Consider the following 11,198-nt stretch of genomic DNA (forward strand, 5'->3'; position numbering starts at 1 on the left):
CCTAGAACCCCCTTTTCCACTGCAACTGGAAAGGAGGCCCTGAGTTGAGCATATCTATGCCCAGGGACTCTGCGCACGGCAACGCCCTGCCCGATCGCCCAATCTTCGTCGGCGACCCTGCCGAGTGGCAGGCGAACATCCTCTCTTGGGGGCAGCCGAAGCTCCCCGTCGTCACCACACAATCCCGCGCCATTGCGGCCGCCGTGTTCCGTGCTGCCGCTGTATGGAACGAGATGTTCTGGTCACCGATGGACTTCCAGGTCCTCAACTGGGCTGTGCTGTTCGACCGCCCCGACATGGAGTGGTTGACCATCGACCTCGCCGAACGAGCGGTGAACGAGCACTTCCGGCAGTCCATCACCGGACAGATGCTGCCCGGTCACGTGATCCAGCGCGCGGCAGTGCTGCGGCTCGAAGAGGAGGTGCAGCATGGCGCGTGATCATGCCCGGATCTGGCTGTCGATCTGGTCCGACGACGATTTCCGTGCCTTGCCGCCGGAGGCGCAGCACCTGTACTTCGTGCTCGTCACCTCGCCGTCGCTCAACTACGCGGGTGTCGCCGACTGGCGCCCGGGGCGGATCGCGGCGAACGCGGCCGGGTGGACCGCCGACGCGGTGCGTTCTGCTGGCGACTGGCTGGTGCGCGGGCTCTACATCGTCGTGGACGAAGACTCGGAGGAGGTGCTGATCCGATCGTTCATCAAGAACGACGGATTGCTGAAGAACCCGAACGTCGCGGTGTCGATGTCCCTCGCTTTCGGTGCGGTCGCCTCCTTGACGCTGCGGGGGGTGATCGTCCACGAGTTACAGAAGTTGCACGCGAATCAGCCGGAGCTGAAGGGATGGAGCAAGCCGGAGGTCGCCGGTCTGATCGACCGCAAGTCGATCGACCCCGCGTCCTACCCCTTCGGCTACCCCTCCGTGGAAGAGGTCGATTCACCCCAACCGGAAGGGGTCGGTTACCCCTTCCCGAAAGGGGTTCATCAGGGGGTCGGTTACCCCTTAGATCAGGGGGTCGATCAGCCCGTCGATTACCCCGAAACCGAAGGGGTCGTTCAGGGGGTCCCGCAGGGGGTCGCCTCCCTACCGGCTCCTGCTCCAGCTCCTAGCTCCAGCTCCATAAGTGGTTACGTAACAGGGGAACGTCACGTAGGCGCTACCGCCGACCGCAACGCCGCCCCACCCAGATTCCATTCGGGACATGAGTCCGGTTACGTACGCGAGTGCGACGCCTGCGCCGACACATTCGAAGCCCGGGAGGCGTGGTTGCTCGGACTGCTCGCCGCGGCCGAGCCGAAGCGCACCTGCGAGCGACACCCCACCGGAACCGAAGCGCCGTGCCGTGCGTGCGCTGACGCCCGACAGGCACACACCCGATGGCAGACCGACCGCGAGCGCGCGACCGACGAGCGCCGCCGCACCGCCGCTGCGATTGAGTCCGCCGCCGCGCGGCAGGCCGCCGAGGATCGTGCCCGCGCGATCGCCAACTGCCACCTGTGCGATGCCGACGGCTACGACGACAGCCGCCGCGTGTGTAGCCACGACCCGTTCGCCGCGGAACGTGACCGCAACGGCTTGGCCAAGGCGCGAATCGTGGCCTGCAAGTTGTGCGACGACGACGGTCATCGTGCCGACGGCACCGACTGCGACCACAAGCCGCCCCGTAAGGGCGCCGCGGTCGTCGAGTTCCCGGGGCGTGCGTCATGAGTCCCGACCGGTACGGCGACCCCCAACGCCGCTCCTGCCGTAACCCGAACTGCCGCAACGGCTGGCTCGGCGAGGACGAGGAAGGCCGTCCGATTCCCTGCCTGGACTGCAAGGACCACTTGCTCCGTGGCACGACCACCACTCACGACTTCGCCGAGTCGACACCGTCGGCCCGAGCGCAGCAAGCCATCAACGCCGAAAGCGAGAACGAGGAATGACCGAGTCGATCACCAACAAGCACGGCACGGAGATCCGCGTCGGCCAGGTGTGGGCGGACAACGACCCGCGTAGCAAGGGCCGCCGCACCGTCCGCGTGGTGGGGCTGGAGGAACCCGGCCATGCACTGAGCAACGCCCGCCGCGCCGTCTGTGAGGTCGTGACGGACTGGCAGGGCAAGCCGCCGGCCAGTCCCCGCAAGGTCCGCATCCAGGTCGACCGGATGCACCCGACCTCCACCGGTTACCGGCTCGGGTCCGAGGGCGGTGAGGCTCTGTGAGCCCTCAGGCCCCCCGGAGACACCAGGCACCCACCGTTAGCCCGTCCACGGCCCAGCTGGGCGGCGGTGCGGGGCATCAGGATTCGACCGACCGTGACGCACTGAAGGCGATCCTGGATGCCGAGCTGGAAGTCCAGGGGCACGCGATCCTGGGTCTCGGCTACTTCCTCGCAGGCGCTGCTGTCCAGGCGGGCTGGCGTCCACCCGCCCAGGCGATCGAAACCGCCGAGGAACTCGACGCACTCCAGTCGGCGCAAGGTCTCGTAGACGACGAGCGGTGCGGGCATGTTGCCTCTGCCGCGGTGATCCGCGATGCGGATGGCGATGTGTACGCCCGCGATGTCGACAACGTGCTCGATGAGGTCCGCGAGGGGCGGCACGCGGGCTGGTGGCAGATCGGCACAGGCCGCGACGACATCGACAGCAGCACGCTGACCTACCCCGTAACTGTCCTATGGACACCCGAGAACGGAGACATCGAATGACCGACCTCATCAGCGACTTCGCGGTGCCCTGCCCACACTGCGGTGCCCTCATCGGATGGGGCTGCATGAAGCCTCACGGCGGCGGCTACTTCCACAACAAACGCCTGGTGGCACATGCGGCCCGCAAGGCGGTAGCCGCACTTGTTCGCACCCATCTTGCAGGAGCCACCGAATGAGCGACATCCGAGAAGCGTTGGCGCGGCTGCTGATGGACTGGGGTTGCGACGATGAGTCGGCTGGCCGATGCGCGGACGAAATACTCGCCGAATTCCTGGTTGTCCCCCACGCAGATATCGCACCGGATGGCATATGGAGTCGCGCGGAAAGGTCACCTATCCCACTCCCCGAGAACGGAGACACCGAATGAGTGACGGACTGTTCGAGCGCGCCAAGGTGTTCCTCACCGCGGCCGAGCAGACCACCGATGTCGAGATCTTCATCCGCAACGGGGTCACGTACTACGAACAGCTACTGCGGTCGGCGCCGGAGTTGGTGCGGGACTTGGTCACCGCAGTCACTGAAGCACGCGAGGCGGTCGGGGTAGCGCAGCGATCGCTCGAGGCCGCCGAGGTGAGCAACCCACGAGAAGCCCTCGCCCGCGTCATCTCCGACCATCAGCTCACCGGCCGCTACTGCATCGGCTGCACGGGCTGCCCCGACCTCGTTTTCGAGACCAGCGTTGACCACGCCGAGCATGTGGCGGACATGATCGGCATGCAGTTCCTGACCGTCCCCCAGGGGGAGGTCGTCGGCCTCGAATACGGGTGGCGTGGGGATCCGGAATGGAGTGTCGTGCCGGTCGAATCCGCCGATGAGGCACGGGACTTCGCGTCGCATTCCGGGACGGGCGAAGCGCTGTTTCATCCGGTGTTGGCGTGGTCCCCACTCCCCGAGAACGGAGAGCAGCCGTGAGACCTGAGACGAAGCAGCGGATCGCCGATCTCGAATCCGAGGTCCGCGAACTCAAGGAGTTCCACACCAGCAACCGTGAGCAGTTGGAGCGGCACGGGGAGATCCTCAGGGGCATCTTCAACGAGCATCCGCCGATCGTGGTGAGCTCCCGCGACGGCGTGAGGTTGGAGTTGCGTTGCCGCCGCTGCCAGACCGATGAGCATCACACGTGGGCGAACGACAGCCATCTTCCGTGGCCGTGCCCGACGTTGGCGCCGTTCGTCAGATACGCGGTGTACACGCCCGCCGAAGAGGGCGCCGAGAACGGAGACCAGCCGTGAACGACGAGCCATTGGAGATCACCGAGAAGGGCCGCGCCCTCATCGAATCCGGACTCAGTACCCGCCATCTGCATGAGCTCGAGACGGGCTGCACCGCCGAGCGGTTGTGTGAGAGATGCGTGCGTGACGCATTGGTGAGCGCGGAGTCGATGATCGCGGCGAGGGACGCCCGTATCACGGAGCTGGAGGCGCAGCGCGATCGGGTGACCGACCTGTTCGAGAAGTGGGCGGCCGAGGAATCCGAGCACCGCGCCGCTGGCGAGTACGGCATCGCCGAAGGGCTGCATGTCGCCATCGAGGAACTGCGGCAGGCCGTTCACGGAGCCGGAGAGACCCGATGACCGAACCCGTTGCAATTCAGATCGACGAGTTCCGGCGAGTGTCCAGAGCGGCCCTCGACGAACTGTCCTCCGGTGTCGCTTTCGGTCCGGCATGGTCGGAGTACGCGGCGTCCTATGGACATCCGGCTGCGGTTCTATTCCTGCTCGATGCATTGGAGTCGGCGCAGCGTCCCCCACTCGGGTACGTCGTGCTCGCCAAGCGGGACACCAACGCGCTGGTGTGGGAGCGCCGCGTCTTCCCCGACCGCCCTGACGCTGAACGACGGCGTCAGGCGCATCACGATGCGGGAGCGGCTGGCAAAACGCCAGACCTTGAGCCGGAGTACGTCCTCGGCGAGGTCTGGGAGGTACAGCCGTGACCGCCGAAATGTATCCGCTGACCGACTATCCGACCTATGAGGAGGAGTTCGACAGCTTCTCCGAGATCCGTGCCCAGGTCGAGGACTTGGACGAGGGCATGAACTTCGTCCTGTCCTGGTTCATCTACGACGAGCGTGACGAGTCGCCGGAGTTCTCGCTACTGATCTTCATGCCGCGCATCAGCAAGACAACCCAGTTCTCCACCAACACATTCGACCGCGGCGAGGTGGAGGCGTGGCTGAACGGCTACGTCCGGCAGCGGACGATGCGCTGGTTTGGATGGGAGCAGCCGTGACCGCCACCGTCTATCGCCTCGATGACTACCGCCCCACCCTTCCCCGCCTGCTGTCCCGCACCGTCTCCTGCCCTATCTGCCTGTCTCCCATCGGTGCCCCGTGTGTGGTGCGGGGGACACGGCAGCGGCGGCCGGAGGGACCGCACGCGTTGCGGATCGAACTCGCTGAAGACGAAAGGATCCATGGTGCCTGAGAACACCGACAAGAACCCGACCGCCGACATCCGCTCCCTGTACGTAGAGACCCTGACACGCGCCGAGTTGGCGACGGTGTCGTTCATAGCTTCCGATGGATACCGCTCGATCGGCGTGCGAACGAACGAGGAGGCCGCACAGGCCGCGGTTGACGCTCTCGCCGCGGCGGGCCTCCTGCCGGTCATGGATCAACGCCGCGTCTGGTACGACGTCGAGTTCAACCAGAAGCGGGCCGAGCACTGCCTGATCCACAACTGGCGGGAGGTGTCCGAGTGACCCGCCGACTGTTCATCCCCGGCGCGCCAGCACCGCAGGGCAGCAAACGCCATGTCGGCCACGGCCGCATGATCGAGTCATCCACCGCGGTCGGCCCATGGCGTGAGCGTGTCGCCCTCGCTGTGCACAACGAGCACTGGCCGCTGCTGTCCGGCGCGGTCGCCGTCGACCTGACGTTCGTGATGCCGCGCCCGAAGTCGACCCCGAAGACCCGCACCCCACCCGCGACCAAGAAACCCGACCTGGACAAGTTGGTCAGAGCGATTTTCGATGCCCTGACGGGGATCGCGTTCGAGTCCGACGCGCAGGTGGTGGAGCTGGCGGCGAACAAGCGGCTGGCCGATCCGGGGTGCCAGCCGGGCGCGTGGATCACCGTCGCGGACCTGGCCGAGGAGAGTGCAGCGTGAGCTTCCTCGAGCATCTGTCCGCCTATGACGAGGCGTACCGGGAGCGTTACCGCGTGAAGCCGCTAGTCGACGGCCCGGTGTTGGTGTACGGCAGGGACTTCCACATCACCGAGGACGGGAAGGTGGTCGATACGCGGGGATGGTGGAAGCGGGCCGCGCGGGCGCTACTGGCCAGGCTGTGACACACGTTCGGCCACCCATGCCTTCAGGTCCCGCACAGCACCCCTCTTCGTTGCCGCTTTCTGCGGGTAGGGGTTGCCGACGATCTCCACTATCCAGCCTTTACCGCCGACGATCTTCGAGGCGGTGGCGTATGGGGTTCCGGCGTGGAGGATCTCGACGAGGGGGCCGTGGTCGTGCATCGTGTAGCCGGGAGGCAGGCGGGTCATCGCGGTTCTCCAGGCCATGTGTAGACGCACCGTGGGGGGTGCGCGTACGTCCAGGCTTCGTGCGCCCCGTCGTGGCCGTGCACGAGGCAGCAGTACCAGCCGTCGTCCATGGCTTCGCAGGGCGTCATTCCCGACTTGCGCAGAGCGGGTTGCGTGACGGCTTCCATTGCGATTCTCCTGTCGGGGGTTTGGGTTTGGTCAGCACCGCGCCCGGGTGGTCCGGGCGCGACGCAAACGACTAGGACGCCTTTCGGACTTCGAGCACTTTGTCGAAGGTGTACTTGTCGGTCCACGAGTAACCGGACTCGCACGACACCGTGGTCTTGTTGACCCGGACGACTTTGTGCCAGCCGTACCTGGTACGGATGAACGCCGCGCCGACAACGTCTGCACGGGTCAGCCGGACGCGGTCACGTTCAGCGATACGCCGTTCGTAGCCCCGAGCCTCGCGCTCCCAGTACTGCGCGCGCTTGTTCGCCTCAATCCAGCGGTCGCTATTGCGCCGGGACATCGCGTGAATCTTGTTCGCACCCTTGTGCGCGTTGGAGCCGCCGTAGCCGAGTCCGCCCGCGTGTTCACGCAGATAGTCCTCGGCGCGGTCGGCGGCTTCCCGGTCGGCTTCCGCCTTCGTTTGATGCTTGCGTGCGGCAGCGAGCTTGACCTCGAGGCTGTCGTTGGCGGTCATCTGAATCTCCAATCAGAGGAAGGGATCTAGGCCGCGCCCACCGGAGTGGGCGCGAGACAAACGATCAGTCCCACCACAGACGGACGCGGTACGGGCTCGGGCCGGGCCCATCCCACACGTCTCCGCCTGCGGCCGGGAACTGCTGGACGCTGATCTCGTCAGCCCGCAGGGTGCGCGCCCAAGCGATTACCCGGGCGGCGAACTCCTGGCGCTGCTCGTCGGTGTAGCGGTCGTTCGCGCAGGTGTGGTCGCTGCCGTGCCGCTGGTGAGGGAAGAATGGAACGCTGACGTACATGACGGGCGAGCCTTCGCGACCGAACTCGACGTCCGCGGCGTCGTTGAACAGGTCGAAGAAGGTGTCCGCGACCGCGTCTCCATCGAAGGCGTTGTATCGCCCAGCGGCGCGCGTCACCGCGACGAATGTGTCCCAGTTGCCCATCGGGGCGCGCCAGTGAAGCGAGGCGTCCCATCCGAGTCGTGTGAACTCGACGATCTTGGCGTCGATGGTGGTGGTCATCTGAATCTCCTTGCCTGTCCTGCGGGCGATCTGCTGTTGCGATATAGTGTATCGCAACTAGTATGAGTAGCGCAACCCCGTATCGCAACATCGACTATGATTGGAGAGGTGACGGAAGAGATGGACAGGCTGAAAGCCGCGACCCGCGCGTACAAGCGCCTATCGGACCGCGCCGAGGAAGCTCGGAAGGAAGTTTTCGCCGCCGCCCTTGACGCCCTGCGCGCTGGCGAACGCCCCACCGACGTCGCCGACGAGTCCCCATTCACCCCGGCTTACTTGCGGCGCATCGCCCGCGAACACGGCATCGAGCCAGCAGCACCCGGGCCCAAGCCGCGCCGCGCAGACTCATTCAGCGAGCCGCGAAATGCCTTGTGACCTGCTAAAATTGAGCGTGGCCGGGGTTCTGGTATCTACGCCGAGTCCAACCAAGGAGTTGCGCGATGAGTGAGGCGTTGCCGAATTCAGCATTTGACGGCCTGATTCAGGAGCGGAAGGGGTCGTCGGTCGCGGCCGTCCTGGAGAAGGCGGAGGCCAATGGGTGGTGTCTGTCGGGCCCGCTACGTGCTAGCAGGCTTGACATTTTGAAGAACGACGTCCGGATCTCGATCTATGTGTTCGGTCAGCAGCTACGCGAATTCAGTCATGCGGTGCGCACCCGTGGCGATGAGCCTTTCGGCACAACCCGATCGGCGGACTCCGTACTGGAGTGGCTCGGATGAACGCCGAGAAACCCACCCGCCGAGCCCACCGAGACAGGAGAACCAGCGTGAGCGAGGAGATCTTCGACCTCGACGCCGAAGCCCGAGAGCAGCGCATACAGCGCGAGGGCGAACAGCGCATCGGACCGTACCTCGAAGCCCTGCACATGCGGATCGCCCAGATCACGAAGACCATCCCGATCAACACGAGCGACCTCACATTGGTGTTCCCGAAATCCGAGTGGGAGGACCTCGAAATAGAGGACGGAGCGACGGTTCTCGGGTGCCGCATCGTCTTCGCCAACGTGCCGACGATGATGGTGGCAGTGCCTGTGCCCAAAGCACGCGTTGCCTACGCGACACTGCGGGACACCGACGAGGCGGGGTCATGATCAAACTGTTCGATCGCTGGCGGTACCCACGCATGGAGTCGCATGAGCTGTGGCAGCCTTCGGTTTTCGGAGATGTCCAGTTCACGCGGCGCGCACTGGCCGCTATCGCCGAGCCCGCCGACGAGACGGAGACCCCGTGAGCACCACACGCCAGCAGCTCGAGGACCGCGCCCGCGAACTCGGCTGCTTCCCCGACCCGGAGAACTACACCGACATGCGACTACTCGACGCCATCAAAGCCGAGCAGGCTGCCGCCGCATGGATGAACCGATTCGAGCGGCTGCCGTCCGATGAGGCCAAGCGCGATGCTGTGCATCGGCTGGCCCGTGATTTCGCCGAGACGGAGAAGCCATGAGCGCCACACGGGTTTCGGACCTGATCAGGTCTCTGGAGAATCTTCGATCGATTCACGGCGATGTGCTGGTGACGGTTGTGGACCCGTACGACGGCACACGGTGCCCGGTGCAGCTTGAGGTCGAGGTGGACGAGTTCGACCGCTTCGAGTCCATCTGTGTACGCCCGGGAACCTGGGCCGAGGGAGGAGGTTCAACACCATGAGCGACACCGAATGGACTCTCTCACGCCTCCAGCGGGTTCGGGAGGAAATGGAGATCGACGGTCGGCTGCGCGCGGTCGAACGCGAACACAAGATGCGCAATCTCCTCGGTGATGACGTGTACGACTTCGTCAAAGCCACGGAAGAGGCTGGCGGGTTGCAATCGTTCCTCGGTGAGCCTGTCAACGACGCCCAGCCCGATCCTGTACGCCGCGCCCACGCCGCGATCTCCGCTGCCCTGGATCACGTCCAGGAGATCATCGGGGAGACAGGAGAACCGAAGCCATGAGCGAAGAGGATCGGATTATGAGCACACAGGAGATCGACGACCGAGCAGCGGCAGCACTGTCTGTCGATGGCGGCTTGGATTGGGAGGAAGCGCTGCGCCTGGTGGCGATACTGCGCGCCGCACATGTGCTGCGGACGCCGAACGGCATCAGGCGGGCCGACATCGCGATGCGGGCAGGTGCCGACGCGCATGTGGATATCGAGTTCGAGAGCGGGCAGCGGATCTCGGGTGATCTCCGCAACGACCTGCGTCCGATGCTGACGTATTCGAACCCGCTCCTGCCATGAGCACCAACCCAGAGCAAGCCATCCTCGACGCCATCGCAGGCTTGGAGCAGGACGAGATCGGCGAACTCGTCCGGTGGCAGTTGGAGGAAGGCCGCAAACGCGTCCCATTCGGCAGCGATCTGACCATCACCGTGGACGCGCAGACAGGTCAGATCGTGGCCGACGGTTCGCGGAATGCGCCGATCGTCACGGTGTGGTAGCCCGAGTTCGTCGGTGTAGTCCGCTACCGTGTGTCGTGAGGTATCCAACTCGCCATCGCCACTGAGGCCACTCCTTCTAGCGGAGTGGCCTTAGTTGTGCGACCTGCATTCTCCGCGACTCGAGTTCGTCGGTCGACATCGATAGAATGGCAACCGGTACGCAACCCTTTGCTGTGGAGGTCTTGCATGTCGGTCCAGTTGGTGCACGAATGCCGTCAAGGCCGCCGCTGCAAAGCCAGGGTGCGGGACGATGCCGGCGAATTCCACGGGGCGGGTGTCGAACACCCAGACTCCCTGTGTCGGCCGTGTGAGGAATCAGCGTTCGCGGACATCCGGGAGTTGTCCGACGACTACCTGATGCTCATGGTGGCCCGGACGATTCCCCGCACCGCGGTGTCCGGCCCGAAGGTGTCCGGCTCCATTGAACGTCCCATCCCCATTCCTTTGGCGGTGGACACGTTGATGACGGATATTGACAACGAGACCACACGTTGGGCGCTCAGGATCACCCGTGGCGAACCGCTCACCTACCACCCGTACAACCAACCCATTGAATGCCTGAAGGTGCTGTGCGCCAACCTGGGCACCCTGGTGGACATGCCCATGCAGGTGGTGGGCGCCTATTTCCCTTACCCGGATGGTGGGGATTGGGACGGTCGGGCGGAATTCGACGGCGTGGACGCGATATTGCGGCTCGCTCGTCTGCATCAGCGGTCGATGAACGTCCTGGGCTTGGATGAGCCCAAGGAGAAGTGGATGCGGGAGTTCTGCCACGTATGCGGGCTCAAAACCCTGTCGATGAAGGCGAACAAGGAAGACCCGACCTTGGCGACGATCCATTGCCGGAACTGCCGAAACGTCTGGGATCAAGACGAGTTCGATCGACTCAACAACCCTCTGGTGGCGGCATGAGCGTCGAGAGCTGGCGAACGAGCCTGGATTGGGCACGAGACATCGCCCACCTCTACCGCCGCGCCCTCTACCTCGTCGACCCGGAACGGTGCGAGAAACTCGACGAGCAGGCCCGCGCCAAGGGCCATCACTGGATCGCCCCGCAACCCCTCACCGCTGAGGCCGCGGAGGAGGTCATTACGTCGGTAGTGGTCCCGGTACGGATGGCGGAGATCATCGGCACGCCGGTTGGCACGATTTACAGCTGGATTTCCAGGGGTTTGCTGAAACCGGTGCCCGATGAGACCGGTCCGGCGAAATACCTTGTGAGAGACGCGTTGGTGCTGCAAACGCGACGCCAGGTGCGTCGGCTTGACATTGCCTGACCCTTGCAGCAAGCTTCGAAGTTGTGGCACACGTGTGCCTGTCGGCCACTTCTGGCCCCCTAATCGTCGCAGCGCGCTGATCCGTATGAGACGTGCCCCGTCTCGCTGTTGCAG

29 protein-coding genes are annotated in these 11,198 nt (G+C 64.9%); 26 read left to right on the plus strand and 3 right to left on the minus strand.

Annotated features, from left to right (window positions below):
- Window positions 1-56 precede the first annotated feature (56 nt).
- The 15 genes from ACWPXK_RS30050 to ACWPXK_RS30120 all read left to right on the plus strand — a co-directional run bounded on the left by ACWPXK_RS30050 (window position 57) and on the right by ACWPXK_RS30120 (window position 5,976).
- The gene (locus ACWPXK_RS30050; protein WP_454199532.1) at window positions 57-440 is read left to right on the plus strand and encodes a hypothetical protein; all 384 of its coding nucleotides are present in this window, start codon (window positions 57-59) and stop codon (window positions 438-440) included.
- Window positions 430-1,707, plus strand: a complete 1,278-nt coding sequence (locus ACWPXK_RS30055; protein ID WP_454199533.1) for a hypothetical protein — start codon at window positions 430-432, stop codon at window positions 1,705-1,707. The genes ACWPXK_RS30050 and ACWPXK_RS30055 overlap by 11 nt, the downstream gene beginning before the upstream one ends.
- Window positions 1,704-1,925, plus strand: a complete 222-nt coding sequence (locus ACWPXK_RS30060; protein WP_454199534.1) for a hypothetical protein — start codon at window positions 1,704-1,706, stop codon at window positions 1,923-1,925. Before ACWPXK_RS30055 ends, ACWPXK_RS30060 begins: the two co-directional genes overlap by 4 nt.
- Window positions 1,922-2,203 carry a hypothetical protein gene (locus ACWPXK_RS30065; protein ID WP_454199535.1) on the plus strand — a complete coding sequence of 94 codons (282 nt, stop codon included), beginning with the start codon at window positions 1,922-1,924 and terminating at the stop codon, window positions 2,201-2,203. The genes ACWPXK_RS30060 and ACWPXK_RS30065 overlap by 4 nt, the downstream gene beginning before the upstream one ends.
- Window positions 2,200-2,688 carry a hypothetical protein gene (locus tag ACWPXK_RS30070; protein ID WP_454199536.1) on the plus strand — a complete coding sequence of 163 codons (489 nt, stop codon included), beginning with the start codon at window positions 2,200-2,202 and terminating at the stop codon, window positions 2,686-2,688. Before ACWPXK_RS30065 ends, ACWPXK_RS30070 begins: the two co-directional genes overlap by 4 nt.
- Window positions 2,685-2,864, plus strand: a complete 180-nt coding sequence (locus tag ACWPXK_RS30075; protein WP_454199537.1) for a zinc finger domain-containing protein — start codon at window positions 2,685-2,687, stop codon at window positions 2,862-2,864. The genes ACWPXK_RS30070 and ACWPXK_RS30075 overlap by 4 nt, the downstream gene beginning before the upstream one ends.
- Window positions 2,865-3,051: 187 nt before the next feature.
- The gene (locus ACWPXK_RS30080; protein WP_454199538.1) at window positions 3,052-3,600 is read left to right on the plus strand and encodes a hypothetical protein; all 549 of its coding nucleotides are present in this window, start codon (window positions 3,052-3,054) and stop codon (window positions 3,598-3,600) included.
- Window positions 3,597-3,920: a hypothetical protein gene (locus ACWPXK_RS30085; RefSeq protein WP_454199539.1), complete on the plus strand. Its 324-nt coding sequence runs from the start codon at window positions 3,597-3,599 to the stop codon at window positions 3,918-3,920. The genes ACWPXK_RS30080 and ACWPXK_RS30085 overlap by 4 nt, the downstream gene beginning before the upstream one ends.
- Window positions 3,917-4,261, plus strand: a complete 345-nt coding sequence (locus tag ACWPXK_RS30090) for a hypothetical protein (RefSeq protein ID WP_454199540.1) — start codon at window positions 3,917-3,919, stop codon at window positions 4,259-4,261. The genes ACWPXK_RS30085 and ACWPXK_RS30090 overlap by 4 nt, the downstream gene beginning before the upstream one ends.
- Entirely contained in the window at window positions 4,258-4,620 is a 363-nt protein-coding gene (locus tag ACWPXK_RS30095) for a hypothetical protein (protein WP_454199541.1), read from the plus strand. Before ACWPXK_RS30090 ends, ACWPXK_RS30095 begins: the two co-directional genes overlap by 4 nt.
- Window positions 4,617-4,916 carry a hypothetical protein gene (locus ACWPXK_RS30100; protein ID WP_454199542.1) on the plus strand — a complete coding sequence of 100 codons (300 nt, stop codon included), beginning with the start codon at window positions 4,617-4,619 and terminating at the stop codon, window positions 4,914-4,916. The genes ACWPXK_RS30095 and ACWPXK_RS30100 overlap by 4 nt, the downstream gene beginning before the upstream one ends.
- Window positions 4,901-5,110, plus strand: a complete 210-nt coding sequence (locus ACWPXK_RS30105; RefSeq protein ID WP_454199543.1) for a zinc finger domain-containing protein — start codon at window positions 4,901-4,903, stop codon at window positions 5,108-5,110. Before ACWPXK_RS30100 ends, ACWPXK_RS30105 begins: the two co-directional genes overlap by 16 nt.
- Window positions 5,103-5,387, plus strand: a complete 285-nt coding sequence (locus ACWPXK_RS30110) for a hypothetical protein (protein ID WP_454199544.1) — start codon at window positions 5,103-5,105, stop codon at window positions 5,385-5,387. The genes ACWPXK_RS30105 and ACWPXK_RS30110 overlap by 8 nt, the downstream gene beginning before the upstream one ends.
- Entirely contained in the window at window positions 5,384-5,794 is a 411-nt protein-coding gene (locus ACWPXK_RS30115) for a RusA family crossover junction endodeoxyribonuclease (protein ID WP_454199545.1), read from the plus strand. Before ACWPXK_RS30110 ends, ACWPXK_RS30115 begins: the two co-directional genes overlap by 4 nt.
- Window positions 5,791-5,976, plus strand: coding sequence for a hypothetical protein (locus ACWPXK_RS30120; RefSeq protein ID WP_454199546.1), 186 nt, complete (start codon window positions 5,791-5,793; stop codon window positions 5,974-5,976). Before ACWPXK_RS30115 ends, ACWPXK_RS30120 begins: the two co-directional genes overlap by 4 nt.
- Here the strand turns inward: ACWPXK_RS30120 and ACWPXK_RS30125 are convergent.
- The 3 genes from ACWPXK_RS30125 to ACWPXK_RS30135 all read right to left on the minus strand — a co-directional run bounded on the left by ACWPXK_RS30125 (window position 5,959) and on the right by ACWPXK_RS30135 (window position 7,385).
- Complete coding sequence (locus ACWPXK_RS30125) at window positions 5,959-6,201, minus strand: hypothetical protein (protein WP_454199547.1); 243 nt, start codon at window positions 6,199-6,201, stop codon at window positions 5,959-5,961. The two genes, ACWPXK_RS30120 and ACWPXK_RS30125, sit on opposite strands and share 18 nt — an antisense overlap.
- Window positions 6,202-6,421: 220 nt before the next feature.
- Window positions 6,422-6,868 carry a hypothetical protein gene (locus ACWPXK_RS30130; RefSeq protein WP_454199548.1) on the minus strand — a complete coding sequence of 149 codons (447 nt, stop codon included), beginning with the start codon at window positions 6,866-6,868 and terminating at the stop codon, window positions 6,422-6,424.
- A gap of 64 nt (window positions 6,869-6,932) precedes the next feature.
- Window positions 6,933-7,385, minus strand: coding sequence for a hypothetical protein (locus ACWPXK_RS30135; protein WP_454199549.1), 453 nt, complete (start codon window positions 7,383-7,385; stop codon window positions 6,933-6,935).
- 108 nt (window positions 7,386-7,493) lie between these two features.
- Here ACWPXK_RS30135 and ACWPXK_RS30140 point away from each other — a divergent pair, with 108 nt between their 5' ends.
- The 11 genes from ACWPXK_RS30140 to ACWPXK_RS30190 all read left to right on the plus strand — a co-directional run bounded on the left by ACWPXK_RS30140 (window position 7,494) and on the right by ACWPXK_RS30190 (window position 11,084).
- Window positions 7,494-7,760, plus strand: coding sequence for a hypothetical protein (locus ACWPXK_RS30140; protein ID WP_454199550.1), 267 nt, complete (start codon window positions 7,494-7,496; stop codon window positions 7,758-7,760).
- Window positions 7,761-7,825: 65 nt separating this feature from the next.
- A complete protein-coding gene (locus tag ACWPXK_RS30145) occupies window positions 7,826-8,104 on the plus strand; it encodes a hypothetical protein (protein ID WP_454199551.1) in 279 nt (92 codons plus the stop codon).
- Window positions 8,105-8,151: 47 nt separating this feature from the next.
- Entirely contained in the window at window positions 8,152-8,475 is a 324-nt protein-coding gene (locus ACWPXK_RS30150) for a hypothetical protein (protein ID WP_454199552.1), read from the plus strand.
- Window positions 8,472-8,615: a hypothetical protein gene (locus ACWPXK_RS30155; RefSeq protein WP_454199553.1), complete on the plus strand. Its 144-nt coding sequence runs from the start codon at window positions 8,472-8,474 to the stop codon at window positions 8,613-8,615. Before ACWPXK_RS30150 ends, ACWPXK_RS30155 begins: the two co-directional genes overlap by 4 nt.
- The gene (locus ACWPXK_RS30160; RefSeq protein ID WP_454199554.1) at window positions 8,612-8,830 is read left to right on the plus strand and encodes a hypothetical protein; all 219 of its coding nucleotides are present in this window, start codon (window positions 8,612-8,614) and stop codon (window positions 8,828-8,830) included. The genes ACWPXK_RS30155 and ACWPXK_RS30160 overlap by 4 nt, the downstream gene beginning before the upstream one ends.
- The gene (locus ACWPXK_RS30165) at window positions 8,827-9,033 is read left to right on the plus strand and encodes a hypothetical protein (RefSeq protein WP_454199555.1); all 207 of its coding nucleotides are present in this window, start codon (window positions 8,827-8,829) and stop codon (window positions 9,031-9,033) included. Before ACWPXK_RS30160 ends, ACWPXK_RS30165 begins: the two co-directional genes overlap by 4 nt.
- A complete protein-coding gene (locus ACWPXK_RS30170) occupies window positions 9,030-9,320 on the plus strand; it encodes a hypothetical protein (protein ID WP_454199556.1) in 291 nt (96 codons plus the stop codon). Before ACWPXK_RS30165 ends, ACWPXK_RS30170 begins: the two co-directional genes overlap by 4 nt.
- Window positions 9,321-9,337: 17 nt before the next feature.
- Window positions 9,338-9,607: a hypothetical protein gene (locus tag ACWPXK_RS30175; RefSeq protein ID WP_454199557.1), complete on the plus strand. Its 270-nt coding sequence runs from the start codon at window positions 9,338-9,340 to the stop codon at window positions 9,605-9,607.
- Window positions 9,604-9,807, plus strand: coding sequence for a hypothetical protein (locus ACWPXK_RS30180; RefSeq protein ID WP_454199558.1), 204 nt, complete (start codon window positions 9,604-9,606; stop codon window positions 9,805-9,807). Before ACWPXK_RS30175 ends, ACWPXK_RS30180 begins: the two co-directional genes overlap by 4 nt.
- Before the next feature lie 186 nt (window positions 9,808-9,993).
- Window positions 9,994-10,719 (plus strand): hypothetical protein, encoded by a 726-nt coding sequence (locus ACWPXK_RS30185; RefSeq protein WP_454199559.1) that lies wholly within the window; start codon window positions 9,994-9,996, stop codon window positions 10,717-10,719.
- Complete coding sequence (locus tag ACWPXK_RS30190; protein WP_454199560.1) at window positions 10,716-11,084, plus strand: hypothetical protein; 369 nt, start codon at window positions 10,716-10,718, stop codon at window positions 11,082-11,084. The genes ACWPXK_RS30185 and ACWPXK_RS30190 overlap by 4 nt, the downstream gene beginning before the upstream one ends.
- Window positions 11,085-11,198: the final 114 nt, after the last annotated feature.

It is taken from the genome of Nocardia sp. Marseille-Q1738 (assembly GCF_965283145.1).

What these genes read in the sequence shown, in the direction of transcription:
- ACWPXK_RS30050 (WP_454199532.1), top strand. Translation starts at nt 57, where the DNA reads ATGCCCAGGGACTCTGCGCACGGCAACGCCCTGCCCGATCGCCCAATC.
- ACWPXK_RS30055 (WP_454199533.1), top strand. Translation starts at nt 430, where the DNA reads ATGGCGCGTGATCATGCCCGGATCTGGCTGTCGATCTGGTCCGACGAC.
- ACWPXK_RS30060 (WP_454199534.1), top strand. Translation starts at nt 1,704, where the DNA reads ATGAGTCCCGACCGGTACGGCGACCCCCAACGCCGCTCCTGCCGTAAC.
- ACWPXK_RS30065 (WP_454199535.1), top strand. Translation starts at nt 1,922, where the DNA reads ATGACCGAGTCGATCACCAACAAGCACGGCACGGAGATCCGCGTCGGC.
- ACWPXK_RS30075 (WP_454199537.1), top strand. Translation starts at nt 2,685, where the DNA reads ATGACCGACCTCATCAGCGACTTCGCGGTGCCCTGCCCACACTGCGGT.
- ACWPXK_RS30080 (WP_454199538.1), top strand. Translation starts at nt 3,052, where the DNA reads ATGAGTGACGGACTGTTCGAGCGCGCCAAGGTGTTCCTCACCGCGGCC.
- ACWPXK_RS30095 (WP_454199541.1), top strand. Translation starts at nt 4,258, where the DNA reads ATGACCGAACCCGTTGCAATTCAGATCGACGAGTTCCGGCGAGTGTCC.
- ACWPXK_RS30105 (WP_454199543.1), top strand. Translation starts at nt 4,901, where the DNA reads ATGGGAGCAGCCGTGACCGCCACCGTCTATCGCCTCGATGACTACCGC.
- ACWPXK_RS30125 (WP_454199547.1), bottom strand. Translation starts at nt 6,201, where the DNA reads ATGGCCTGGAGAACCGCGATGACCCGCCTGCCTCCCGGCTACACGATG.
- ACWPXK_RS30130 (WP_454199548.1), bottom strand. Translation starts at nt 6,868, where the DNA reads ATGACCGCCAACGACAGCCTCGAGGTCAAGCTCGCTGCCGCACGCAAG.
- ACWPXK_RS30135 (WP_454199549.1), bottom strand. Translation starts at nt 7,385, where the DNA reads ATGACCACCACCATCGACGCCAAGATCGTCGAGTTCACACGACTCGGA.
- ACWPXK_RS30145 (WP_454199551.1), top strand. Translation starts at nt 7,826, where the DNA reads ATGAGTGAGGCGTTGCCGAATTCAGCATTTGACGGCCTGATTCAGGAG.
- ACWPXK_RS30155 (WP_454199553.1), top strand. Translation starts at nt 8,472, where the DNA reads ATGATCAAACTGTTCGATCGCTGGCGGTACCCACGCATGGAGTCGCAT.
- ACWPXK_RS30165 (WP_454199555.1), top strand. Translation starts at nt 8,827, where the DNA reads ATGAGCGCCACACGGGTTTCGGACCTGATCAGGTCTCTGGAGAATCTT.
- ACWPXK_RS30170 (WP_454199556.1), top strand. Translation starts at nt 9,030, where the DNA reads ATGAGCGACACCGAATGGACTCTCTCACGCCTCCAGCGGGTTCGGGAG.
- ACWPXK_RS30175 (WP_454199557.1), top strand. Translation starts at nt 9,338, where the DNA reads ATGAGCACACAGGAGATCGACGACCGAGCAGCGGCAGCACTGTCTGTC.
- ACWPXK_RS30180 (WP_454199558.1), top strand. Translation starts at nt 9,604, where the DNA reads ATGAGCACCAACCCAGAGCAAGCCATCCTCGACGCCATCGCAGGCTTG.
- ACWPXK_RS30185 (WP_454199559.1), top strand. Translation starts at nt 9,994, where the DNA reads ATGTCGGTCCAGTTGGTGCACGAATGCCGTCAAGGCCGCCGCTGCAAA.
- ACWPXK_RS30190 (WP_454199560.1), top strand. Translation starts at nt 10,716, where the DNA reads ATGAGCGTCGAGAGCTGGCGAACGAGCCTGGATTGGGCACGAGACATC.